Annotated in this window: 17 protein-coding genes; 10 read left to right on the plus strand and 7 right to left on the minus strand. The window is 70.6% G+C overall.

Going from position 1 to position 22,410, the window contains the following annotated elements; translation table 11 throughout:
* The first annotated feature begins 43 nt into the window (after positions 1–43).
* Positions 44–2,326, plus strand: a complete 2,283-nt coding sequence (locus ACH47Z_RS08700; protein ID WP_399071996.1) for an ATP-dependent RecD-like DNA helicase — start codon at positions 44–46, stop codon at positions 2,324–2,326.
* 178 nt (positions 2,327–2,504) lie between these two features.
* Complete coding sequence (locus tag ACH47Z_RS08705) at positions 2,505–3,794, plus strand: citrate synthase (protein ID WP_399071998.1); 1,290 nt, start codon at positions 2,505–2,507, stop codon at positions 3,792–3,794.
* A 680-nt stretch (positions 3,795–4,474) separates the two neighbouring features.
* On the opposite strand, the gene ACH47Z_RS08710 is transcribed toward ACH47Z_RS08705, so the two are convergent.
* The 4 genes from ACH47Z_RS08710 to ACH47Z_RS08725 form a co-directional block, all read right to left on the minus strand.
* Positions 4,475–6,721, minus strand: coding sequence for a heavy metal translocating P-type ATPase (locus ACH47Z_RS08710; protein WP_399072000.1), 2,247 nt, complete (start codon positions 6,719–6,721; stop codon positions 4,475–4,477).
* An 86-nt stretch (positions 6,722–6,807) separates the two neighbouring features.
* Positions 6,808–7,047 (minus strand): heavy-metal-associated domain-containing protein, encoded by a 240-nt coding sequence (locus ACH47Z_RS08715; RefSeq protein ID WP_399072002.1) that lies wholly within the window; start codon positions 7,045–7,047, stop codon positions 6,808–6,810.
* Positions 7,048–7,155: 108 nt separating this feature from the next.
* Positions 7,156–8,091, minus strand: a complete 936-nt coding sequence (locus ACH47Z_RS08720; protein ID WP_399072004.1) for a PrsW family intramembrane metalloprotease — start codon at positions 8,089–8,091, stop codon at positions 7,156–7,158.
* A gap of 138 nt (positions 8,092–8,229) precedes the next feature.
* Positions 8,230–8,880 carry a TetR/AcrR family transcriptional regulator gene (locus tag ACH47Z_RS08725; RefSeq protein WP_399072006.1) on the minus strand — a complete coding sequence of 217 codons (651 nt, stop codon included), beginning with the start codon at positions 8,878–8,880 and terminating at the stop codon, positions 8,230–8,232.
* Between the two features lie 124 nt (positions 8,881–9,004).
* Between ACH47Z_RS08725 and ACH47Z_RS08730 the strand changes: the two genes are divergently transcribed.
* Together ACH47Z_RS08730 and ACH47Z_RS08735 are read left to right on the plus strand one after the other, a co-directional pair.
* Complete coding sequence (locus tag ACH47Z_RS08730) at positions 9,005–11,302, plus strand: MMPL family transporter (RefSeq protein WP_399072008.1); 2,298 nt, start codon at positions 9,005–9,007, stop codon at positions 11,300–11,302.
* Between the two features lie 39 nt (positions 11,303–11,341).
* Positions 11,342–12,385 carry a zinc-dependent alcohol dehydrogenase family protein gene (locus ACH47Z_RS08735; protein WP_399072010.1) on the plus strand — a complete coding sequence of 348 codons (1,044 nt, stop codon included), beginning with the start codon at positions 11,342–11,344 and terminating at the stop codon, positions 12,383–12,385.
* On the opposite strand, the gene ACH47Z_RS08740 is transcribed toward ACH47Z_RS08735, so the two are convergent.
* From ACH47Z_RS08740 to ACH47Z_RS08750, 3 genes are all read right to left on the minus strand, one after another.
* Positions 12,366–12,929, minus strand: a complete 564-nt coding sequence (locus ACH47Z_RS08740; protein ID WP_399072012.1) for a GNAT family N-acetyltransferase — start codon at positions 12,927–12,929, stop codon at positions 12,366–12,368. The genes ACH47Z_RS08735 and ACH47Z_RS08740 overlap by 20 nt on opposite strands.
* A gap of 45 nt (positions 12,930–12,974) precedes the next feature.
* The gene (locus tag ACH47Z_RS08745; RefSeq protein WP_399072014.1) at positions 12,975–13,172 is read right to left on the minus strand and encodes a helix-turn-helix transcriptional regulator; all 198 of its coding nucleotides are present in this window, start codon (positions 13,170–13,172) and stop codon (positions 12,975–12,977) included.
* Positions 13,173–13,387: 215 nt separating this feature from the next.
* Positions 13,388–14,302 (minus strand): sugar phosphate isomerase/epimerase family protein, encoded by a 915-nt coding sequence (locus ACH47Z_RS08750; RefSeq protein ID WP_399072016.1) that lies wholly within the window; start codon positions 14,300–14,302, stop codon positions 13,388–13,390.
* A 125-nt stretch (positions 14,303–14,427) separates the two neighbouring features.
* Between ACH47Z_RS08750 and iolC the strand changes: the two genes are divergently transcribed.
* The 6 genes from iolC (at position 14,428) to ACH47Z_RS08780 (ending at position 22,299) form a co-directional block, all read left to right on the plus strand.
* Positions 14,428–15,378, plus strand: coding sequence for a 5-dehydro-2-deoxygluconokinase (iolC, locus tag ACH47Z_RS08755; RefSeq protein ID WP_399072018.1), 951 nt, complete (start codon positions 14,428–14,430; stop codon positions 15,376–15,378).
* Positions 15,375–16,322, plus strand: a complete 948-nt coding sequence (locus ACH47Z_RS08760) for a deoxyribose-phosphate aldolase (RefSeq protein WP_399072020.1) — start codon at positions 15,375–15,377, stop codon at positions 16,320–16,322. Before iolC ends, ACH47Z_RS08760 begins: the two co-directional genes overlap by 4 nt.
* Before the next feature lie 7 nt (positions 16,323–16,329).
* Complete coding sequence (iolB, locus tag ACH47Z_RS08765) at positions 16,330–17,169, plus strand: 5-deoxy-glucuronate isomerase (protein ID WP_399072022.1); 840 nt, start codon at positions 16,330–16,332, stop codon at positions 17,167–17,169.
* Positions 17,166–19,043: a 3D-(3,5/4)-trihydroxycyclohexane-1,2-dione acylhydrolase (decyclizing) gene (iolD, locus tag ACH47Z_RS08770; protein WP_399072023.1), complete on the plus strand. Its 1,878-nt coding sequence runs from the start codon at positions 17,166–17,168 to the stop codon at positions 19,041–19,043. Before iolB ends, iolD begins: the two co-directional genes overlap by 4 nt.
* A 16-nt stretch (positions 19,044–19,059) precedes the next feature.
* Entirely contained in the window at positions 19,060–20,562 is a 1,503-nt protein-coding gene (mmsA, locus tag ACH47Z_RS08775) for a CoA-acylating methylmalonate-semialdehyde dehydrogenase (protein WP_399072025.1), read from the plus strand.
* Positions 20,563–20,862: 300 nt separating this feature from the next.
* The gene (locus ACH47Z_RS08780; protein ID WP_399072027.1) at positions 20,863–22,299 is read left to right on the plus strand and encodes an APC family permease; all 1,437 of its coding nucleotides are present in this window, start codon (positions 20,863–20,865) and stop codon (positions 22,297–22,299) included.
* Positions 22,300–22,410 lie beyond the last annotated feature (111 nt).

The raw sequence follows: 22,410 nt of genomic DNA on the forward strand, positions 1-22,410 counted from the left end.
GTAGCCCCCACCCGCTGTCACACCCCACCGGTACCGTCGGATCATGGCTCAACAGGCGGGGACCCCCACGAGCGGTGAGCGGCGGATGGCCGTACTCGACGGCGTGCTGGAACGCATCACGTACGCCAACGAGGAGAACGGCTACACGGTCGCCCGGGTCGACACGGGCAGAGGCGCCGGCGATCTCCTCACGGTCGTCGGCGCGCTGCTCGGCGCCCAGGTGGGGGAGTCGCTGCGCATGGAGGGCCGCTGGGGGTCGCATCCGCAGTACGGCAAGCAGTTCCATGTCGAGAACTACACGACCCTCCTCCCCGCCACCGTCCAGGGCATCCGGCGTTATCTCGGCTCCGGTCTCGTCAAGGGCATCGGACCCGTCTTCGCCGACCGGATCACCCAGCACTTCGGGCTCGACACCCTCCGGATCATCGAGGAGGAGCCCAAGCGGCTCATCGAGGTCCCCGGGCTCGGGCCCAAGCGGACAAAGAAGATCGCCGACGCCTGGGAGGAGCAGAAGGCGATCAAGGAGGTCATGCTCTTCCTCCAGACCGTCGAGGTCTCCACGTCCATCGCCGTGCGGATCTACAAGAAGTACGGCGACGCGTCCATCTCCGTCGTGAAGAACCACCCCTACCGGCTGGCTGCCGACGTCTGGGGCATCGGCTTCCTGACCGCCGACAAGATCGCCCAGTCCGTCGGCATCCCGCACGACAGCCCGGAGCGGGTCAAGGCCGGCCTGCAGTACGCCCTCTCCCAGTCCGCCGACCAAGGACACTGCTTCCTGCCCGAGGAGCGGCTCATCGCCGACGCGGTCAAGCTGCTCCAGGTCGACACGGGGCTGGTCATCGAGTGCCTGGCCGAACTCGCCGAGCCGGCGGAGGACGGCGAGGACCCGGGCGTCGTGCGGGAGAAGGTGCCCGGGCCGGAGGGCGACAGGGACGAACCCGTCACCGCCGTCTACCTCGTCCCCTTCCACCGCGCCGAACTCTCCCTCTCCGCCCAGCTCCTGCGCCTCCTGCGCTCCGAGCAGGACCGCATGCCCGGCTTCCAGGACGTCGACTGGGACAAGGCCCTCGGCTGGCTGAGAACACGCACCGGTGCCGACCTCGCTCCCGAGCAGGAGGCCGCCGTGAAGCTCGCGCTCAGCCAGAAGGTCGCCGTGCTCACCGGCGGACCCGGCTGCGGCAAGTCCTTCACGGTGCGCTCGATCGTGGAGCTGGCCCGGGCCAAGCGGGCCAAGGTGCTGCTCGCCGCGCCGACCGGGCGGGCCGCCAAGCGGCTGGCCGAGCTGACCGGCGCCGAGGCGTCCACCGTGCACCGGCTGCTGGAGCTCAAACCCGGCGGGGATGCGGCGTACGACCGGGACCGGCCCCTCGACGCCGACCTGGTCGTCGTCGACGAGGCCTCCATGCTCGACCTCCTCCTCGCCAACAAGCTCGTCAAGGCCGTACCGCCCGGCGCGCACCTCCTCTTCGTCGGGGACGTCGACCAGCTGCCCAGCGTTGGTGCCGGGGAAGTGCTCAGAGACCTGCTCGCCGACGGCAGCCCCGTCCCCGCCGTCCGGCTCACCCAGGTCTTCCGGCAGGCCCAGCAGTCCGGTGTCGTCACCAACGCGCATCGCATCAACGCCGGGCAGCATCCGCTCACCGACGGGCTCAAGGACTTCTTCCTCTTCGTGGAGGACGACACCGAGGAGGCCGGGCGGCTCACCGTGGACGTGGCCGCGCGGCGGATTCCGGCCAAGTTCGGGCTCGATCCGCGCCGGGACGTCCAGGTCCTCGCGCCGATGCACCGGGGGCCGGCCGGGGCGGGCGTACTCAACGGGCTGTTGCAGCAGGCCATCACACCCGGGCGGCCCGATCTGCCCGAGAAGCGGTTCGGCGGGCGGGTCTTCCGGGTGGGCGACAAGGTCACCCAGATTCGTAACAATTACGAGAAAGGGAAGAACGGTGTCTTCAACGGCACCGTGGGCGTCGTCACCTCGCTCGATCCGGTCGATCAGCGGCTCACGGTGCTGACGGACGAGGACGAGGAGGTTCCGTACGAATTCGACGAACTGGACGAACTGGCGCACGCGTACGCGGTGACCATTCACCGCTCGCAGGGGAGTGAATATCCCGCGGTGGTGATTCCCGTCACGACCGGGGCATGGATGATGCTCCAGCGGAACCTGCTGTACACCGCCGTGACCCGGGCCAAACAGCTGGTCGTCCTCGTCGGTTCACGCAAGGCGATCGGCCAGGCGGTGCGCACGGTGTCGGCCGGACGGCGCTGTACGGCACTGGACTTCAGGCTGACCGCGAAAAATGATCGATCAAATGAGTCATGAAGGTCACAGAGCACTTCCGGATGCCCCTCCCAGGGGGCAGGATGGGCAAGTTGGCGGCACTGAGTGCCGCCAATAGGCCCAATGGTCGACCCCGAGTGCACTCTCCTGAGCCAAATGGGGGATGGTAGAGACAGTCAGGGCACCTCGAAGATGAGGCACTACGTCGGTGAGGGAAGACGTGAGCGACAACTCTGTAGTACTGCGGTACGGCGACGGCGAGTACACCTACCCGGTGGTCGACAGCACCGTCGGTGACAAGGGCTTCGACATCGGGAAGCTCCGCGCCCAGACCGGTCTGGTGACTCTGGACAGCGGATACGGCAACACGGCCGCCTATAAATCCGCCATCACCTACCTCGACGGCGAGGCGGGCATCCTCCGCTACCGCGGCTACCCCATCGAGCAGCTGGCCGAGCGCTCCACCTTCCTCGAGGTGGCGTACCTGCTGATCAACGGCGAGCTGCCCACCGTCGACGAGCTGGCCACGTTCAAGAACGAGATCACGCGGCACACGCTGCTGCACGAGGACGTCAAGAACTTCTACAAGGGCTTCCCGCGCGACGCCCACCCGATGGCCATGCTGTCGTCGGTCGTCTCGGCGCTGTCCACGTTCTACCAGGACAGCCACAACCCGCACGACGAGAAGCAGCGCGACCTCTCCACGATCCGCCTGCTCGCGAAGCTTCCGACGATCGCGGCGTACGCGTACAAGAAGTCGATCGGCCACCCGTTCGTCTACCCGCGCAACGACCTCGGCTACGTCGAGAACTTCCTGCGCATGACCTTCTCGGTGCCGGCGCAGGAGTTCGAGCTGGACCCGGTCGTGGTCTCCGCGCTGGACAAGCTGCTGATCCTGCACGCCGACCACGAGCAGAACTGTTCGACGTCGACGGTCCGTCTGGTCGGCTCGTCCCAGGCGAACATGTTCGCGTCGATCTCCGCCGGTATCTCCGCGCTCTGGGGCCCCCTGCACGGCGGTGCCAACCAGTCCGTGCTGGAGATGCTGGAGGGCATCCAGGCCAACGGCGGCGACGTCGACTCCTTCATCACCAAGGTGAAGAACAAGGAGGACGGCGTCCGTCTGATGGGCTTCGGCCACCGGGTCTACAAGAGCTTCGACCCGCGCGCCAAGATCATCAAGGCCGCCGCGCACGACGTCCTCTCCGCGCTCGGCAAGTCCGACGAGCTGCTGGACATCGCGCTGAAGCTGGAGGAGCACGCGCTCTCCGACGACTACTTCGTCTCGCGCAACCTCTACCCCAACGTCGACTTCTACACCGGTCTGATCTACCGGGCCATGGGCTTCCCGACCGAGATGTTCACGGTCCTGTTCGCCCTCGGCCGCCTGCCGGGCTGGATCGCCCAATGGACCGAAATGATCAAGGAGCCGGGCTCCCGCATCGGCCGCCCGCGCCAGATCTACACGGGCGTCGTCGAGCGCGACTTCGTGCCGGTCGAGGAGCGCTGACACCTGCCGGTGAGGGGCGCCGCGTTCTTGGCGTCCCGTCACCGGAGTTGTGCTCATGGGCTTCGCCGGGCGTTCGCCCGAGAGCTTGCCGCTGAAGGAGCGGGGGCGGCTGATGGCTCACGCTCTTTGTGCGGCCGTAGGCGCATGGTCGTAGGAACGCACAAGCGGAAGGCGCCCTGGCGCCGGTCCCCCCACGGGCCGACGTCCAGGGCGCCTTCCCATGTCCCGGTGCGGATTCCCCCCACGGGATCCGGCCGGGCGCTCGGAGAGGACAGCGCCTGAATCGCTGTCTGTCGAGCAGAACGAGCAAAACTCGTCCCACTCCAGTGATGCGGTGCGATCTGCCGGGACAACGCACGCTGGGAGGGCCGCTCAAAGCTCCCCGGTGTACGTGCCCCGGCAACGCATCTCTGAGGAAGTCCCCCAAGACATCCCCAGATGCCGGCTGACGCCCCCCAAGACGCCGAACCGACATCGCCAACTTAGACCTTCGAACCCCTTCGATGGTTACGTTCGCATCACTGTGATCTGCGTCTCTTGCATATGTCCTTTAGGTGCGTAAGAGCCCCGATACGGCGATCGGGACCCAAGCGTAAGGATGATGCGCGAGCCTTGTGAAGAGCTTATGTGAGGCGCGCGCCCGACTCCAGGGGCTCTGGAAGGTCTCTTACCTCACGATGTCAGCGGAAGCGGCGCAGCCGCAGGCTGTTGGTCACCACGAACACCGACGAGAACGCCATCGCCGCACCCGCGATCATGGGGTTGAGCAGCCCGGCGGCGGCCAGCGGCAGCGCGGCCACGTTGTAGCCGAAGGCCCACACCAGGTTTCCCTTGATCGTGGCCAGCGTCCGCCGGGACAGCCGGATCGCGTCCGCCGCCACCCGCAGATCCCCGCGCACCAGCGTCAGATCGCTCGCCTCGATCGCCGCATCCGTCCCGGTGCCCATCGCGAGCCCCAGATCGGCGGTGGCCAGCGCGGCCGCGTCGTTGACGCCGTCACCGACCATCGCCACGGCGCGTCCCTCGTCCCGCAGCCGCCGTACGACGTCCACCTTGTCCTCGGGCAGCACCTCGGCGTACACGTGCGCGGGGTCGATGCCGACCGTCCGCGCGACCGCCTCGGCGACCGTCCGGTTGTCGCCGGTCAGCAGGACGGGCGTGAGGCCCAGCGCGCGCAGCTCGCGCACCGCCTCCGCGCTGGTCTCCTTGACCGCGTCGGCGACGGTGAGGACACCGCGCGCCCGCCCGTCCCAGCCGGCCACGACGGCCGTACGGCCCTGCTCCTCGGCCTCGCGGGCCGCCCGGGTCAACTCCTGCGGCAGCTCGTCGTACAGGCGCCCCACGGCCACCTCACGGCCGTCCACGCGTCCGCGTACGCCCCGCCCAGGGACGTTCTCGAAGTGCTCGACCGGCGGCAGGGCTCCCGCGCGTTCCCCGGCGCCGGCGGCGATCGCGCGGGCGACGGGGTGTTCGGAGGCGTGCTCCAGGGCGCCGGCGAGCCGCAGCAACTCCTTCTCGTCCTCGCCGTCGGCGACGTACACCGTCTGGAGCGTCATCCGGCCGCTGGTGACCGTGCCGGTCTTGTCGAGGACGATCGTGTCGACGCGGCGCGTGGACTCCAGCACCTCGGGGCCCTTGATCAGGATGCCGAGCTGGGCGCCGCGGCCGGTGCCGACCATCAGCGCGGTCGGCGTGGCGAGGCCCAGCGCGCACGGGCAGGCGATGATCAGGACGGCGACGGCGGCGGTGAACGCGGCGACCGCGTCCCCGGTCGCGCCCAGCCAGCCGCCGAACGTGGCGACCGCGATGCCGATGACGACGGGCACGAAGACGGCGGAGACCCGGTCGGCGAGCCGCTGCACCTCGGCCTTGCCGTTCTGCGCGTCCTCCACGAGCTTCGCCATCCGGGCGAGCTGGGTGTCCGCGCCGACCCGGGTCGCCTCCACCACCAGCCGGCCGCCCGCGTTGACCGTGGCCCCGGTGACCCGGTCGCCGGGCCCCACGTCCACCGGCACCGACTCGCCGGTCAGCATGGACGCGTCCACCGCGGAGACGCCCTCGGTCACCGTGCCGTCGGTGGCGATCTTCTCGCCGGGCCGTACGACGAACCGGTCGCCCACCGCCAGGTCGGACACCGGGACCCGCACCTCACGGCCCTCCCGCAGCACCGCCACGTCCTTGGCGCCCAGCTCCATCAGGGCCTTCAGGGCCGCGCCCGCGCGCCGCTTGGAGCGGGCCTCCAGATAGCGGCCGAGCAGGATCAGCGCGACGACTCCGGAGGCGACCTCCAGATAGATCGTCGAGGCGCCGTCCATCCGGGAGATGGTCAGGCGGAACTCGTCGTGCATCCCGGGCATGCCGGCGTCACCGAAGAACAGCGCCCACAGCGACCAGCCGAACGCGGCCAGCGTGCCGACCGAGACCAGCGTGTCCATGGTCGCGGCACCGTGCCGGAGATTGGTCCAGGCGGCTCGGTGGAAGGGCAGGCCGCCCCAGACGACGACGGGCGCGGCGAGGGTGAGGGACAGCCACTGCCAGTTGTCGAACTGCAGCGCCGGGATCATCGCGAGCAGGACGACGGGCAGCGCGAGCAGCGCGGAGACGAGCAGCCGCTGCCGCAGGGCGGTGAGTTCGGGGTCGTACCCGGACGTCTCCTCGGTGGGCTCGGGCTGCGGCGGGGCGGGCTCCTCGGCGGTGTAGCCGGTCTTCTCCACGGTGGCGATCAGGTCGGCGACCCGGACGCCCTCGCCGAAGGAGATCCTCGCCTTCTCGGTGGCGTAGTTGACGGTGGCGCTGACGCCGTCCATCCGGTTGAGCTTCTTCTCCACGCGCGCGGCGCAGGAGGCGCAGGTCATCCCGCCGATGAGCAGCTCGACCTCGGAAGCCGCACCCGGGGCTATGGCCGTGTCTGCGGTGGTGCTGGTCATGTCCGGACTCCAGACATCGGACCAGGCCGTACGGAGCCAGTATCAGCTGGTCGGTACGGCCCGGTCGGGAAAGGGGAGGGTGGCGCTCAGGCCTTGCCGGCCAGCTCGAAACCGGCCTCGTCCACGGCGGCGCGCACGGCCTCGTCGTCCAGCGGGGCCGCGGAGACGACGGTCACCTCGCCGGTCGACGCCACGGCCTTCACCGAGGTGACGCCGGGGATCTGGGAGACCTCGCCGGTGATGGCTCCCTCGCAGTGGCCGCAGCTCATGCCGGTCACCTTGTAGACGGTGGTCACGGAACCCGGGGTGTCGGTGTGGGCGGTCATGTCGTTACTCCTCGTCGAGGCGTAGGGGGCCAGAGGGGTGCCCATGAGCCGCTGGGGCCACGGGGTAACCCTCATGTTTCTTGACACTATACCCCTAGGGGGTATTCCTCAAGAGAGATCCCGGCGTGTGAGCGACCGCACCCAGCCGACCCCGGCCAGCGCCACCAGGGCCAGCCCGCCGACCGAGAACAGTGTGAACAGGTGCTCCTGCATGCCGTTCGGCCGGGCGAGGTACGGCTGCGTGAACAGCGGCTGGTCCAGTCCGGCGCCGGTCAGCCGGGCCGCCCCCCAGATCGCGAGGCCGTGCGTCGAGTCCCACAGGGTGTGCAGCAGACAGACGCCCAGACAGGTGCCGGCGATCGGCGCGGTGACGCGGAAGCGGCCGCTGAGCCGGCGCCGGGACAGCAGGGCGGCGCCGGTGATAGCGGTCCACAGGCCGTGCCCGAAGGGTGCCAGGACCCCGCGCAGGATCTCCGTTTCCAGCAGCGCGCGCAGGCTGACGCCCGCGGTGGAGGCGGCCGCGTTGAAGGCGTACCCGGCGCTCTCCAGGGCCGCGAAGCCGAAGCCGACGGCCGCGCCGAGCACCAGCCCCGCGCGCGTGCCGCGGATCCCGGGCTGGCTCCGCAGCACGAACACCAGCGTGGCCAGCTTGGCCGCCTCCTCGATCAGGCCGACGCCGAGGAACGTCCCGAGGGAGGGGCGCAGCAGATGCGACTCCGTCGGCGCGGCGCCGAGCACCCCGAGCGTGCCGCCCGCCAGGAAACAGCCGAGGATCGCGCTGACGCCCAGGTCACGGCCGTGCCGCTCGTACGCCCACAGCACGAAGACCACCGGCACCAGAAAGCTGCCGAGCAGGATCAGTGTCGGCAGCAGCGTGCTGTCGCGCGTCTCGTGCGTCACCCACGCCGTCAGTGCCCACAGGGCGAGCCCGCCGCCCAGACACCGCCGCCACAGCCCCGCGCGGATGCGGGGGTACGGCGGCGGAGGCTGCTGGGGACCGGGGATGCGGGCCTTGGGTGTGCCGGGCGGCGGGGCGTGCGTCACGGGGGTCCCCTCGGGCGGCTGTGCGGCTGCTGGGCGATTTATCCGCACTTTAGGCACGAGTGGCGGTCGGCGCAGTCCGGGAGACTCCCTGGGGTTACACGCGGCTCACGTACGGCTCACGGAGGGCTCACGTACGGCTCACATACGGCCGAGCCGGTCGCCCACCAGCGGTTCCAGGTAGCGGACCAGGACGTTCTTGATCTCCTCGACGTACGCCGTGCGCTCGGCGCCCTCGCTGGCGAGGACCAGTTCCAGGCCCGACTTGTAGATGCCGAGGCAGACGTGGGCCGTGCGCGTGACGTCGGCCGGGGCGGCACCGGGCATGAGGGAGGCGAGCAGGGCCTCGATCCGGCCGATCAGGGTCCCGTGCAGCTGGTCGTGCGCCTCGGCCATCCGGCCGGGGATGTCGGGGCCGTGCATCAGCGCGAAGAAGACCGGGTGCTCGGTGTTGAAGGCGATGAACCGGTCGATGGCGGAACCGATGGCCTCCTCCAGCGGGGTGGCGGGGTCGACCGGCGCCAGCGCCTCGCCGTAGGCCTCGCGCATCTCGTGGATGAGCCGGTCGCCCAGCTCGACCGCGATGGCCTCCTTGTTCGGGAAGAACTGGTAGAGCGTGCCCGGCGACACCCCGGCCTCGCGGGCGATCGCGTTGGTGCTGGCGGCGGTGTAGCCGGTGGTGCAGAAGACCTGGGCGGCCGCTTCGAGCAGCTGGGCGATACGGCGCTGGCCGCGGGCCTGGCGGCGCCGGGGCTGCGCCTCCTGCTCCTGGGTGTCCTGGGTGCCGGGCACGACTTATCCCCAACTCTCCGAAGGTCATTGACAAATGCGAGTGGTCGCTCGCATTCTTGGAAAACGCGAGTGATCTCTCGTGTTTGCGATTTTACGGTTTCCACGGTGAAGGGGACACCGCACGATGACCGAAGTCAACAAGCCGCCGCGACTGGGTGGCTGGACCCGATTCGTCACCGCCCGCCCACGGTTGTCGCTGCTCGCGGCCCTGGTGCTCACCGCGCTCGCCGTGGTGGCCGGCAGCGGAGTGGCCGACCGCCTGGGCAGCGGCGGCTGGGAGGACCCGGCCGCCCAGTCGACGTACGCGACCAGGGCGCTGGAGCGTGAGTTCCCGGACTCGCAGCCCAATCTGCTGCTTCTGGTCGACACCGGCAGCTCCTCGGTGGACGCCCCCTCGGTCACCGCCGAGTCCCGGCGCCTCACCGCCCGCCTCGCCGGTGAGAAGGGCGTCATAGGCGTCGGCTCCTACTGGCAGTCGAAGTCGCCCGAGCTGCGCGCCAAGGACGGCCACGAGGCGCTGATCGCCGCCCGCGTCACCGGCGACGAGAACGCGATGGCCAAGACCCTGGACCGCATCGCCCCGCACTACCGGGGCACGCACGGCCCGGTCCAGGTGAAGCTCGGCGGCATCGTCGCCGTGCGGCACGAGATGCAGACCATCATCAAGGAGGACCTGACCCGCGCCGAGCTGATCGCCCTGCCGATCACGCTGGTGCTGCTGGTCATGGTCTTCGGCAGCGCCGTCGCCGCCCTGCTGCCGCTGGGCATCGGCATCGTCGCCATCGTCGGCACCAACGCCGTCCTGCGCGGTCTGACAGCCTTCACCGACGTCTCGGTCTTCGCGCTCAACCTGACGACGGCTCTCGGCCTCGGCCTGGCCATCGACTACGCCCTGTTCATCGTCCGCCGGTACCGCGAAGAACTGTCCACGGGCGCCTCCCCGTTGACCGCGGTCGGCACGACCCTGCGCACGGCGGGCCGCACGGTGCTCTTCTCCTCCCTCACGGTCGCCGTGTCCCTGGCCGCGATGATGGTCTTCCCGCAGTACTTCCTGCGCTCCTTCGCCTACGCCGGCATCGCCGTGGTCCTGCTCGCCGCGGCCGCCGCCCTGATCCTGCTCCCGGCGGCCCTGGTCCTGCTCGGCCACCGGGTCAACTCCCTGGACCTGCGCCGCCTGCTGCGCAGGGGCCGCGAGCGGAAGCCCGCCGAGGGGAAAGGCTGGGCACGGACGGCCGCCCTGGTGATGCGCCGCGCCCCCCTCTTCGCCCTCGGCACCACGGTGTTGCTGGTGACCCTCGGACTGCCCTTCCTGGGCGTGAGGTTCGGCACCGCCGACGACCGCCAGCTCCCCTCGACCGCCGAGTCCCACGTGGTCCAGCAGCACATCCGCGAGGACTTCCCGGGCAGTCCCGGCGGCGGCCTGGAGATCCTCGCCGAGGGCAGGGCCACGGGGACGCAGTACGCGGCCTACAGGCAACAGGTGGCCGCTCTGCCCGAAGTGGTCCGCGTCGACGGCCCCCTGGTGAAGGGCGACGCCGCCTACTTCGTGGTGCAGCCCAGGGGCGAGGCCGTGGGCGACGGGGCCCAGCGTCTGGCGGGAGACATACGCGCACTGCGCGCGCCCTTCGACACGAAGGTGACCGGCACGGCGGCCGTCCTGGTCGACACCAAGCACGCGATAGCGGAACGCCTGCCCTGGGCAGCCGCGTTCATCGCGGTGGTCACCCTCCTCCTGGTCTTCCTCCTCACGGGCAGTGTCCTGATACCGATCCAGGCGGTGGTCCTGAACGCGCTCAGCCTGACGGCGATGTTCGGCGCCGTGGTCTGGGTCTTCCAGGACGGCCACCTCTCCGGCCCGCTCGGCTTCACCAGCCCCGGCTCAATCGAGACCACCCTGCCCGTCCTGATGTTCTGCGTGGCCTTCGGGCTCTCCATGGACTACGGCGTGTTCCTGCTCTCCCGCATCAAGGAGGAGTACGACCGCACGGGCGACCACGACACGGCCGTACGGCACGGACTCCAGCGCACCGGCGGACTGATCACCGCCGCGGCGGTCATCCTCGCCGTGGTGATGGTCGCCATCGGCACCTCCCGCGTGACCAACACCAAGATGCTCGGCCTGGGCATCGCCCTGGCGGTCCTGATGGACGCGATGGTGGTCCGCAGCCTGCTGGTCCCGGCGATCATGCGGCTGACGGGGAGGGCGACGTGGTGGGCACCGGCGCCCTTGCGGAGGCTGCACGCGCGGTTCGGTTTGAGCGAGGGCGAGTCGGACGCGCCCCTTCGGGGGCGCGGGGCCGTGCCGGTCGGCGGCTCCGCCGCGATGGGGGTCCCTCCCGGTTCGAGCGAAGCCGAGAACTGGGGAAGCGACCAGCCACAGACCGCCCCCAGCCGACGACCGGCATCCCCCGTGGAAAGCTAGCGTTCCGCAGGAGAAGGCCAGCTGGAAAGGGAGGCACGGATGCGCGCGGTGGTGTTCGAGCGGTACGGGGAGCCGGCCGAGGTACGCGAGCTGCCCGACCCCCACCCCGCCCCCCACGGAGTGATCGTGCGCGTCGAGGCCACCGGCCTGTGCCGCAGTGACTGGCACGGCTGGATGGGCCACGACCCCGACATCACGCTGCCGCACGTGCCCGGGCACGAACTCGCCGGTGTCGTCGAGACGGTGGGCTCCCTGGTCACGCGCCGGCGGCCCGGTGACCGGGTCACCGTGCCGTTCGTCTGCGCCTGCGGCACCTGCCCGGCCTGTGCGGCGGGCGACCAGCAGGTCTGCGAGCGCCAGACCCAGCCGGGCTTCCACCACTGGGGCTCCTTCGCCGAGTACGTGGCGCTGAACCACGCCGACGTCAACCTGGTCGCGATCCCGGACGACATGGCGTACGCCACCGCCGCCGCCCTCGGCTGCCGCTTCGCCACCGCCTTCCGCGCGGTGGTGCAGCAGGGCCGGGTGGCGGCGGGGGAGTGGGTCGCGGTGCACGGCTGCGGCGGGGTCGGGCTGTCGGCGGTGATGGTCGCGGCGGCCTCGGGGGCGAGGGTGGTAGCCGTCGACGTGGCGCCCCAAGCCCTGGCGCTGGCACGGAAGTTCGGGGCGGCGGAGTGCGTGGACGCGACCGGGGTGTCCGACACGGCCGCCGCAGTCCGCGAGTTGACCGACGGCGGGGCTCACCTCTCCCTCGACGCCCTCGGCTCCCCGATCACCTGCGCCGCCTCCGTGAACAGCCTGCGCCGCCGCGGCCGGCACGTCCAGGTCGGCCTGCTGCCCTCGGCCGACGGCACCACCCCTGTCCCGCTGGCCCGCGCCATCGCCCTGGAGCTGGAACTGCTCGGCAGCCACGGCATGGCCGCCCACGCCTATCCCGAGATGCTCCGTCTGGTCCGCTCCGGAGTGCTGCGCCCCGACCGGCTGGTGACGTCCACGATCCCGCTGGCCGCGGCGCCGGCGGCCCTTGAGGCGATGGGGACGGCACCGGGCGCCGGGGTCACCGTCATCGAGCCGTGGGGCTGAGGGCGGCCCACTCATGGTCGAGGACGGCCATCAGGACCTCGTCGACCCAGCCGCCGTCCCTGGGCAGTGCCTGCCTGCGTACCCCTTCCACCACGAACCCGACCTTCTCGTAGACGTGCCGGGCCCGGTCGTTGTCGCCGTACATCTCCAACTGGATGCGGTGCAGCCCGAGTTGCTCGAAGCCGTGGCCGACGATCAGCCGGGTCGCCTCGGTGCCGACGCCCCGGCCCCGGCCGTGCGGGCCGATCAGGGTGCGGAAGGTGCAGCTGCGGGCGTACTCGTCGACCTCGTACAGGACGACCTCGCCCAGGACCTCGCCGGTCCCGGGGTCCGTGACGGCCAGGTCGAGACGGTCGGGTTCGGTGGCCCGGGAGCCGTACCAGGACCGCAGCCGCTCCAGGGTGAGTTCCTCGGACGGGCTGAAGGTGAAGTGGAGGACCTCGGGGTCGGCGATGATCTCCCACATGACGTCGGCGTCGGCCTCGGTGAAGGGCCGCAGGACGGTCTTCCGGCCGGTCAGGGTGGGTTTGACGGAGAAGCTCATGGGGTGACTGTGCCCCATGCGGCAGGAGGGGCACAGTCGGTTTTTCTATCCTCTGCGGCCGCGGTTGCCGGGCCGGGAGGCGACCCAGGCGCGGACGGTGTCGGCGTACCAGTAGGGCTTGCCGCCCTCCACATGGTCGGGCGCGGGCAGCAACCCGTGTTTGCGGTAGGACCGTACGGTGTCGGGCTGCACGTTGATGTGCGCCGCGATCTCTTTGTAGGACCAGAGCCTTCGGTCGGTCATGAGTCGCACCTCCCTGCGCATGCCACGGCGGCGGCCTGGGACGGCCGTCGGGGGAGCCGGGCACCGCGCTGGCGATCACCAAGCCTGTGCCCGGTGAACGACAGAGAGTGAGCAGGGGAAAGTGCCTGTCGACTGGGTGTGACGCACAACCCGCGTACACATGACACATGTGACACAGGCGGTGCGTTTGTGACACAGCTACCGCAAAAGTGTCCTTACGCCCCGCAGGACCGCAGAAACGCCCGGGTCCGCCTGGCGATCGGCAGCGGAGCGTCCGGCTCGCAGGGGTACATGTCCTGCTCGACGATCGCGAACAGGTCGACGTCCAGCCGCTGGGCCGCCCGCAACACCGGCCCCAGCTCGGGCACCCCGCTCGGCGGCTCGCACATCACGCCCCGCGCCACCGCCGGCCCGAACGGCGTCCCCTTGGCCCGTACGTCCGCCAGGATCTCCGGGTCCACCTGCTTCAGATGCAGATAGCCGATGCGCTCCCCGTACGTCTCGATCAGCTTGACGCTGTCCCCGCCGCAGTACGCGTAGTGCCCGGTGTCCAGGCACAGGGACACGTCGTCGGAGTCCGTGCCGTCGAGGAAGCGGGTGACGTTCTCCTCGCTGTCGATGTGGGTGTCGGCGTGCGGGTGGACGACGATCGTCAGGCCGTACCGCTCGCGCACCTCCCGGCCGAGCCGCTCGGTCAGCGAGGTGAGGTTCCGCCACTGTCCGGCGGTCAGTTCGGAGGGCTCCAGCACCTCACCGGTCTTGTCGTCCCGCCAGAAGGAGGGGATGACGACCAGGTGCCGGGCGCCCATCGCCTGGGTGAGGGCCGCGATGTCCGACACGTGCGCCCAGGTCGTGTCCCAGACGTCGGTGCCGTGGTGCAGGCCGGTGAAGACCGTGCCGGCCGACACCTTCAGGCCGCGCCGGGCGGTCTCCTCGGCGAGCACGGCCGGGTCGGTCGGCAGATAGCCGTAGGGGCCCAGCTCGATCCACTCGTAGCCGGAGTCGGCCACCTCGTCGAGGAAGCGCTGCCAGGGGACCTGGCGCGGGTCGTCGGGGAACCACACGCCCCAGGAGTCGGGCGCCGATCCGATCCGGATACGGGAGAGTGAGGAGGGTGACAACGACGTCATGGGCGTCAGCCTGCGGGTGCATGGAAAGCGGTGTCAAGAGCTGGTCCGAATGTCTGGACAAAGTATTGACAGGGCTCGGCGTGCGGGACTAGAAAGCCGGGGAGAGCCGTTACGAAGGGAAGTCGATGGCCTACGACCTGATCACCATGGGGCGGATCGGAGTGGACCTCTACCCGCTGCAAACCGGTGTCCCGCTCGCCCAGGTGTCGTCCTTCGGCAAGTTCCTCGGCGGGTCGGCGACGAACGTCGCGATCGCCGCCGCCCGGCTCGGCCGGCGCACCGCCGTGATCACCCGCACCGGCGACGACCCGTTCGGTGCCTATCTGCACGAGGCGCTGCGCGGTTTCGGCGTCGACGACCGCTGGGTCACCCCGGTCCCGGGCCTGCCGACCCCGGTCACCTTCTGCGAGGTCTTCCCGCCGGACGACTTCCCGCTCTACTTCTACCGGCAGCCCAAGGCGCCCGACCTGGAGATCGACGCCCACGAGCTCGATCTCGACGCGATCCGGGACGCGCGTGTCTTCTGGGTCACCGGCACCGGGCTGAGCGAGGAGCCGAGCCGTACGGCGACCCTCGCCGCCCTCGCCCACCGCGCCAAGTCCGCTACGACGGTCTTCGACCTCGACTGGCGCCCCATGTTCTGGACCGACCCCGACCAGGCCCGCCCCTTCTACGCCGAGGCCCTGCGGCACACGACCGTCGCCGTCGGCAACCTGGACGAGGTGGAGGTCGCGACCGGGGTGCGCGAGCCGCATGCCGCCGCGCGGGCGCTGCTCGACGCCGGGGTCGAGATCGCCGTCGTCAAGCAGGGGCCCAAGGGCGTCCTCGCCGTCAGCCGCGACGGCGACTCCGCCGAGGTGCCGCCCCTCCCGGTCAACGTCCTCAACGGACTCGGCGCCGGTGACGCCTTCGGCGGCTCCCTGTGCCACGGACTCCTCGAAGGCTGGGACCTGGAGACGATCATGCGGCACGCCAACGCGGCCGGTGCCATCGTCGCCTCCCGGCTGGAGTGCTCCTCCGCGATGCCCACCCCGGACGAGGTGGCCGCCGCACTCCAGGCAGGAGCGGTGCTGTGAGGGCCGGCCGCGTCACGGGCACCCACGCCGAGGGCGGGGACGCCGGGCGGCAGCCGCGTGTCGACGTCGCCGAGCTGGTCCGCATCCGCACCCATCACCCCGAGGCCATCGCGGAGGCCGCCAACCGCCGGGCCCGCCGCCCGCTGCTGAACGACAACGGCAAGCTGATGATCGTCGCCGCCGACCACCCCGCCCGGGGCGCCCTCGGGGTCGGCGACCGCAAGCTCGCGATGGCCAACCGCGCCGACCTGCTGGAACGGCTGTGCCTGGCGCTCAGCCGCCCCGGCGTCGACGGCGTCCTCGCGACCGCCGACATCCTGGACGACCTGCTGCTGCTCGGTGCCCTCGAGCACAAGGTCGTCATGGGCTCCATGAACCGGGGCGGACTGCAGGGCGCGAGCTTCGAGCTGGACGACCGGTTCACCGGCCACCGCCCCGAGGACATCCAGCGGCTCGGCTTCGACGCGGGCAAGCTGCTGCTGCGGATCGACTACGACGACCCCGGTTCGCTGACCACCCTGGAGTCCACCGCCCGGGCCATCGACGACATGGCGGCACGCCGGCTGCCGGTGTTCGTGGAGCCGTTCATCAGCCGCCGTACCCCCGAGGGCAAGGTGCGCAACGACCTGTCCGCCGAGGCGGTCACCCGGTCCATCGCCATCGCCTCCGGCCTCGGCGGCTCCTCCGCCTACACCTGGCTGAAGGTGCCCGTCACCGAGAACCCCGACGACATGGCCCGGGTCATGGAGACCTCGACCCTGCCGGCGGTGCTGCTCGGCGGTGACATCGGCGACTCGCCCGAGGACCAGGTCGCCGCCTACGAGAAGTGGCGCGGCGCGCTGCAACTCCCGACCGTGCGCGGCCTGGTGGTCGGCCGCTCGCTGCTGTACCCGGCGGACGGCGATGTGGCCGCCGCCGTGGACACCGCCGTAGGAATGCTGTGAGGGCCGCATGACCAGCACCGACCTGCATCTGCCCAGGGGCGCGACCGCGAACGCCCAGTACGCCGTCGACATCGACCCCAAGTTGGCCGGCTGGACCCACAGCAGTCTGCGGGTGGTCGAGTTGACGCCGGGCGGGACACATACGTTCACCACCGGGGACAGTGAGTGGATCGTGCTTCCGCTGGAAGGCGGATGTACCGTGCGAATCGATACCGCATCAACTGAGAAGGACGAGTTCCAACTCCTGGGTCGGGAGAGCGTGTTCGCGAAGGCTTCCGACTTCGCGTACGTTCCCCGGGACACCCGGGTCCAGATCGCCTCCGGCGCGGGAGGCCGCTTCGCCCTGGCAGGAGCGAAGTGCGAGCGACGACTCCCCGCCCGCTACGGCCCCGCGCCGGAGGTCCCCGTCGAGCAGCGCGGCAGCGGCGCCTGCGCCCGTGAGGTGCGCAACTTCGCCTCCGCGGACTCGTTCGACTGCGACAAGCTGATCGCCGTCGAGGTGATCACCCCCGGCGGCAACTGGTCCTCGTACCCGCCGCACAAGCACGACGAGCACCGGCCGGGCGAGGAGTCCGAGCTGGAGGAGATCTACTACTTCGAGATCGACGGCTCGAACGGTCTCGGCTATCAGCGCGTGTTCCCCTCACGCGAGGGCGGCTCCGACGTCCTCGCCGAGGTCCGCTCCGGCGACACCGTCCTCGTCCCCGACGGCTGGCACGGCCCGTCGATCGCCCAGCCCGGCCACGACATGTACTACCTGAACGTCATGGCGGGCCCGGGCGAGACCCGGGAGTGGCGGATCTGCTTCCACCCCGACCACACCGAGACCACAGGGGGCTACCGATGACGATCCGGCTGACCGTCGCCCAGGCACTGGTCCGTTTCCTCGCCGTCCAGTACACCGAGCGCGACGGCGTGCGGCAGCGGCTGATCGGCGCCACCTGGGGCATCTTCGGCCACGGCAATGTCGCGGGGCTCGGCCAGGCGCTGATCGAGTACGCCGACGTCATGCCCTACCACCAGGGCCGCAACGAGCAGTCCATGGTGCACGCGGCCGTCGGCTACGCCCGCCAGGCGAACCGGCTGTCCACGCACGCGGTGACGACGTCGATCGGCCCCGGCGCGACCAACCTCGTCACCGGCGCCGCCCTCGCCACCATCAACCACCTGCCGGTCCTGCTCCTGCCCGGCGACGTCTTCGCGACCCGCCCCGCCGACCCGGTCCTGCAGCAGCTGGAGGTGCCGTACGCGGGCGATGTCTCGGTCAACGACACGCTGCGCCCGGTGTCGAAGTACTTCGACCGCATCAGCCGCCCGGAAGCCCTGATCCCGAGCGCCCTGCAGGCCATGCGGGTCCTCACCGACACCGTCGAGACCGGCGCCGTCACCCTCGCGCTGCCGCAGGACGTGCAGGCCGAGGCGTACGACTGGCCGGAGGAGTTCTTCGCCGAGCGCGTGTGGACCGTACGCCGGCCGGGCGCGGACCCCGTCGAACTGGCCGAGGCGGTCCGGGCGGTCCGTGCCGCCCGCAGGCCCCTCGTCGTCGCGGGCGGCGGAGTCCACCACAGCCGTGCCGAGGAGGCCCTCGCGGAGTTCGCGTCGGCCACCCGGATCCCGGTCGCCTCCACCCAGGCCGGCAAGGGCTCGCTGCGCTGGGACCACCCGCAGGACGTGGGCGGGGTCGGCCACACCGGCACCGCCACCGCCGACGAACTGGCCCGCACCGCCGACCTGGTGATCGGCGTCGGCACCCGGTACACCGACTTCACCACCGCCTCCGGCACCCTCTTCGCGAACCCGGACGTGCGCTTCCTGAACCTCAACATCGCCCCCTACGACGGCCACAAGCTGGGCGCGCTGCCGCTGATCGCGGACGCCCGCAGCGGCCTGGGCGAGCTGACCGAGGCCCTGCAGATGCACGGCCACCGGGTCGAGGACTCCTATGTCACCGAGTACACCGAGGACAAGGAACGCTGGGAGCAGCGCGTCGACGCCTGCTACGAGGCCGACGAGATAGACGTACGGCCGACCCAGCCGCAGGTCCTTGGCGCCCTGGACGCCCTGGCGGACGAGTCGGACGTCATCATCAACGCGGCCGGCTCGCTCCCGGGCGACCTGCACAAGCTGTGGCGGGCGCGGTCGTACGACCAGTACCACCTGGAGTACGGCTACTCCTGCATGGGCTACGAGATCCCGGCCGCGATCGGCGTGAAGATGGCCGCTCCCGAGCGGAACGTGTGGGCGCTGGTCGGCGACGGCACGTACCTGATGATGCCGACGGAGATCGTGACGGCCGTGCAGGAGGGCATCGCGATCAAGATCCTGCTGGTGCAGAACCACGGGTACGCGTCCATCGGCGGGCTGTCGGAGTCGGTGGGCGGCGAGCGGTTCGGCACCGCCTACCGCTACACCTCGGACGACGGCACCTTCACCGGCGCCCCGCTGCCCGTCGACCTCGCCGCCAACGCGGCCAGCCTCGGCATGCGGGTGCTGCGCGCGAAGACCGTACGGGACCTGCGCGAGGCGCTCGCCGAGGCGCGGGCCGCCGACACTCCCACATGTGTCTACGTGGAGACCGAAACGTCCGACACTGTGTCGGGCGCGCCCCCGGCGCAGGCCTGGTGGGATGTTCCTGTGGCCGAGACCGCGACCCGCCCGTCGGCGGTCAAGGCACGTGAGCTGTACGAACGGCACGTCTCGACCCGACGCCGCCATCTGTAGTAAGGAGTCTTAGGGCATGACGAAGATCGTCAACCACTGGATCGGCGGCAAGACCGTCGAAGGCGCGTCGGGTACCTACGGGCCGGTCACCGACCCGGCGACCGGCGCGGTCACCACCAAGGTCGCGTTCGCCTCGGTCGACGAGGTGGACGCCGCCGTGGCCGCCGCGAAGGAGGCCTTCGTGACCTGGGGCCAGTCCTCGCTGGCCCAGCGCACGAACATCCTCTTCACGTTCCGCGCGCTGCTGGACGCCAACCGGGACGCCATCGCGGAGCTGATCACCGCCGAGCACGGCAAGGTGCACTCCGACGCCCTCGGCGAGGTCGCGCGCGGCCTGGAGATCGTGGACCTGGCCTGCGGCATCAACGTGCAGCTCAAGGGCGAGCTGTCCACCGAGGTCGCCAGCCGGGTGGACGTCTCCTCGATCCGCCAGCCGCTCGGTGTCGTCGCGGGCATCACGCCGTTCAACTTCCCGGCGATGGTCCCGATGTGGATGTTCCCGATCGCCATCGCGACCGGCAACACCTTCGTGCTCAAGCCGAGCGAGAAGGACCCGTCGGCGTCCGTCAAGCTCGCCGAACTGCTGGCCGAGGCCGGGCTGCCGGACGGCGTCTTCAACGTCGTCCACGGCGACAAGGTGGCCGTCGACCGCCTTCTGGAGCACCCGGACGTCAAGGCCGTGTCCTTCGTCGGCTCGACCCCGATCGCCCGCTACATCCACACCACCGCCTCCGCGAACCACAAGCGCGTCCAGGCCCTCGGCGGCGCCAAGAACCACATGCTGGTCCTGCCGGATGCCGACCTGGACGCGGCCGCCGACGCGGCGGTCTCCGCGGCCTACGGCTCCGCGGGCGAGCGCTGCATGGCCATCTCCGCGGTCGTCGCGGTCGGCTCGATCGGCGACACGCTGGTGGAGAAGATCCGCGAGCGCGCCGAGAAGATCAAGATCGGCCCCGGCAACGACCCGACGTCCGAGATGGGCCCGCTGATCACCGCCGCCCACCGCGACAAGGTGGCCTCGTACGTGACGGGCGCGGCGGCGGAGGGCGCGGAGGTCGTGCTCGACGGCACCGGCTACACGGTCGAGGGCTTCGAGGACGGCCACTGGATCGGCATCTCGCTGCTCGACAAGGTGCCGACCAGCGCGAAGGCCTACCAGGACGAGATCTTCGGCCCGGTGCTGTGCGTGCTGCGCGCGCAGACGTACGAGGAGGGCCTGGCCCTCATCAACGCCTCGCCGTTCGGCAACGGCACCGCGATCTTCACCCGGGACGGCGGCGCGGCTCGCCGCTTCCAGCTGGAGGTCGAGGCCGGCATGGTCGGCGTGAACGTGCCGATCCCGGTGCCGGTGGGCTACCACTCCTTCGGCGGCTGGAAGGACTCGCTCTTCGGCGACCACCACATCTACGGCAACGACGGCACGCACTTCTACACCCGCGGCAAGGTCGTCACCACCCGCTGGCCCGACCCGGCCGACGCCCCGGCGGGCGTGGACCTGGGCTTCCCGCGCAACCACTGAGCGACTGACAGGGCCTGACAGGGTCGTCCGCTATGCGGACGGCCCTGTTTTTTTGCGCCGGAGCGCTGCGATTCTCGTACGGCCGCAAGGGCCCGCGTATATGGAGCGTTGATACGGGAATCGGTTGTCGATCGCTTTTTTGCTGCGGATTTCGTAGGTGAACACCCATTGACGCGGCGGTTTTCGTCGGGGTTCTCTATGCACCGCCGGGAGCGGACAAGACACACGCACCACGATCCGCCGGAGGCGATAGCGCTCCCGACCCCACCCTCAGTCACACGAGTCGATCGGAACCGCCGCATGACCGACACGCTCCGTCCTGCCGGGACGGCTGTCCCGGACACGTCCGGCAGCCCTCAGACGCTCAAGCGCTCCATCGGCGTGGTCGGCGGCACCCTGCTGACGCTGTCCTGCGTCACGCCCGCCTCGACGCTCTTCGTGATCGTGCCCGACCTGTTCTCCAGCCTCGGCACCGCGACGGCCCTGTGCATCGCCATCGGCGCGCTGCTCTGTATCCCCGTGGCCTTCTGTTACTCGGAGCTGGGCACCCTCATCCCCAGCGCCGGCGGCGAGTACGCCATCGTCTCCACCCTCGCCGGACGGCTCGTCGGCTGGCTGGCCTTCGTGATGTCCCTGCTCGTCGTGATGATCGTCCCTCCGGTCATCGCGATGGGCACCGCCGACTACCTCGCCCCGGTCGTCCACCTCGACCCGTCCTGGACCGGCGCCGGCGTGATGATCGCGGCCACCCTCGCCGGTCTGCTGGACCTGCGCGCCAACGCCTGGATCACCGGCATCTTCCTGGTCCTGGAGGTCGTCGCCGCCGGTGTCGTCGCCGTCCTCGGCTTCACCCACGCGCACCGGGGCGCCGGCAGCCTCGTGAACTCGCTCCAGGTGGCCGGCGAGGACGCGCACATGAACCCCGTGACGGCCATGATGGTCCTCTCCGGACTCGCCATCGCCCTCTTCGCCACCCAGGGCTTCTCCACCGCGATCTACCTCTCCGAGGAGCTGGAGAACCCCCGCCGCAGCGTCGCCCGTACCGTCCTCGCCACCCTCGCCATCTCCAGCGTGGTCATCCTGGTGCCGGTCGTCGCGATCACCCTGGGCGCCGGTGACCTGAAGACCCTGACCGGCGGCGACATCTCCAGCATGGTCATCGCCTGGAGCAACTCGGCCGTCGGCACCTTCGTCAGCCTCTGCGTCGCCCTCGCGATCATCAACGCGGGCATCGTCATGGTCATCCAGAACTCCCGCGTGCTGTTCGCCTCCGCCCGCGACAAGGCCTGGCCTGCCCCGGTCAACAACGCCCTCGCCAAGCTCGGCCGGTTCGGCTCCCCCTGGGTCGCCACCCTCGTCGTCGGCGTGCCGGGCGCCTTCCTCTGCTTCGTGAACCTGGACACGCTGTACGGCGTCACCGGCGTCGCCGTCACCGGCCTGTACCTGCTGGTCGCGATCGCCGCACTGCTCGCCCGGCGCGGGTCGCACGGCAGTCGGCAGGCCTGGCGGATGCCGCTGTGGCCGGCCATGCCGGTCCTGCTCATCGCCGTCCTCCTCTACATCCTCGTGGAGCAGGACACCACGTACCTGCTGTGGACCGGCGGCATCACCGCCGTCGCCACCCTCTACTGGGCCTTCTACCTCCGCCCGCGCCGCGAGACCCGCTGGCTGGTGTCGCTGCCGGAGGACGTGCGGGTCCCGGAGGACAGCCAGGTCCCGGAGGGCGCGCAGGCGTAATGTCCGGCCTTCGTACCGCGTCCGAAGTACGGCGACCCCGGCCCGTAGTTCCCAAGGAGGGGCCGGGGTTCAGCCCGGGGGAGCCATCGGTTGTCAGTGCGGGCCCGTACC

The sequence above is a fragment of the Streptomyces sp. NPDC020192 genome (assembly GCF_044388685.1).
Classification (GTDB): Bacteria; Actinomycetota; Actinomycetes; order Streptomycetales; family Streptomycetaceae; genus Streptomyces.

What these genes read in the sequence shown, in the direction of transcription:
- ACH47Z_RS08700 (WP_399071996.1), top strand. Translation starts at nt 44, where the DNA reads ATGGCTCAACAGGCGGGGACCCCCACGAGCGGTGAGCGGCGGATGGCC.
- ACH47Z_RS08710 (WP_399072000.1), bottom strand. Translation starts at nt 6,721, where the DNA reads ATGACCAGCACCACCGCAGACACGGCCATAGCCCCGGGTGCGGCTTCC.
- ACH47Z_RS08715 (WP_399072002.1), bottom strand. Translation starts at nt 7,047, where the DNA reads ATGACCGCCCACACCGACACCCCGGGTTCCGTGACCACCGTCTACAAG.
- ACH47Z_RS08730 (WP_399072008.1), top strand. Translation starts at nt 9,005, where the DNA reads ATGACCGAAGTCAACAAGCCGCCGCGACTGGGTGGCTGGACCCGATTC.
- ACH47Z_RS08735 (WP_399072010.1), top strand. Translation starts at nt 11,342, where the DNA reads ATGCGCGCGGTGGTGTTCGAGCGGTACGGGGAGCCGGCCGAGGTACGC.
- ACH47Z_RS08740 (WP_399072012.1), bottom strand. Translation starts at nt 12,929, where the DNA reads ATGAGCTTCTCCGTCAAACCCACCCTGACCGGCCGGAAGACCGTCCTG.
- ACH47Z_RS08745 (WP_399072014.1), bottom strand. Translation starts at nt 13,172, where the DNA reads ATGACCGACCGAAGGCTCTGGTCCTACAAAGAGATCGCGGCGCACATC.
- ACH47Z_RS08750 (WP_399072016.1), bottom strand. Translation starts at nt 14,302, where the DNA reads ATGACGTCGTTGTCACCCTCCTCACTCTCCCGTATCCGGATCGGATCG.
- iolC (WP_399072018.1), top strand. Translation starts at nt 14,428, where the DNA reads ATGGCCTACGACCTGATCACCATGGGGCGGATCGGAGTGGACCTCTAC.
- iolB (WP_399072022.1), top strand. Translation starts at nt 16,330, where the DNA reads ATGACCAGCACCGACCTGCATCTGCCCAGGGGCGCGACCGCGAACGCC.
- iolD (WP_399072023.1), top strand. Translation starts at nt 17,166, where the DNA reads ATGACGATCCGGCTGACCGTCGCCCAGGCACTGGTCCGTTTCCTCGCC.
- mmsA (WP_399072025.1), top strand. Translation starts at nt 19,060, where the DNA reads ATGACGAAGATCGTCAACCACTGGATCGGCGGCAAGACCGTCGAAGGC.
- ACH47Z_RS08780 (WP_399072027.1), top strand. Translation starts at nt 20,863, where the DNA reads ATGACCGACACGCTCCGTCCTGCCGGGACGGCTGTCCCGGACACGTCC.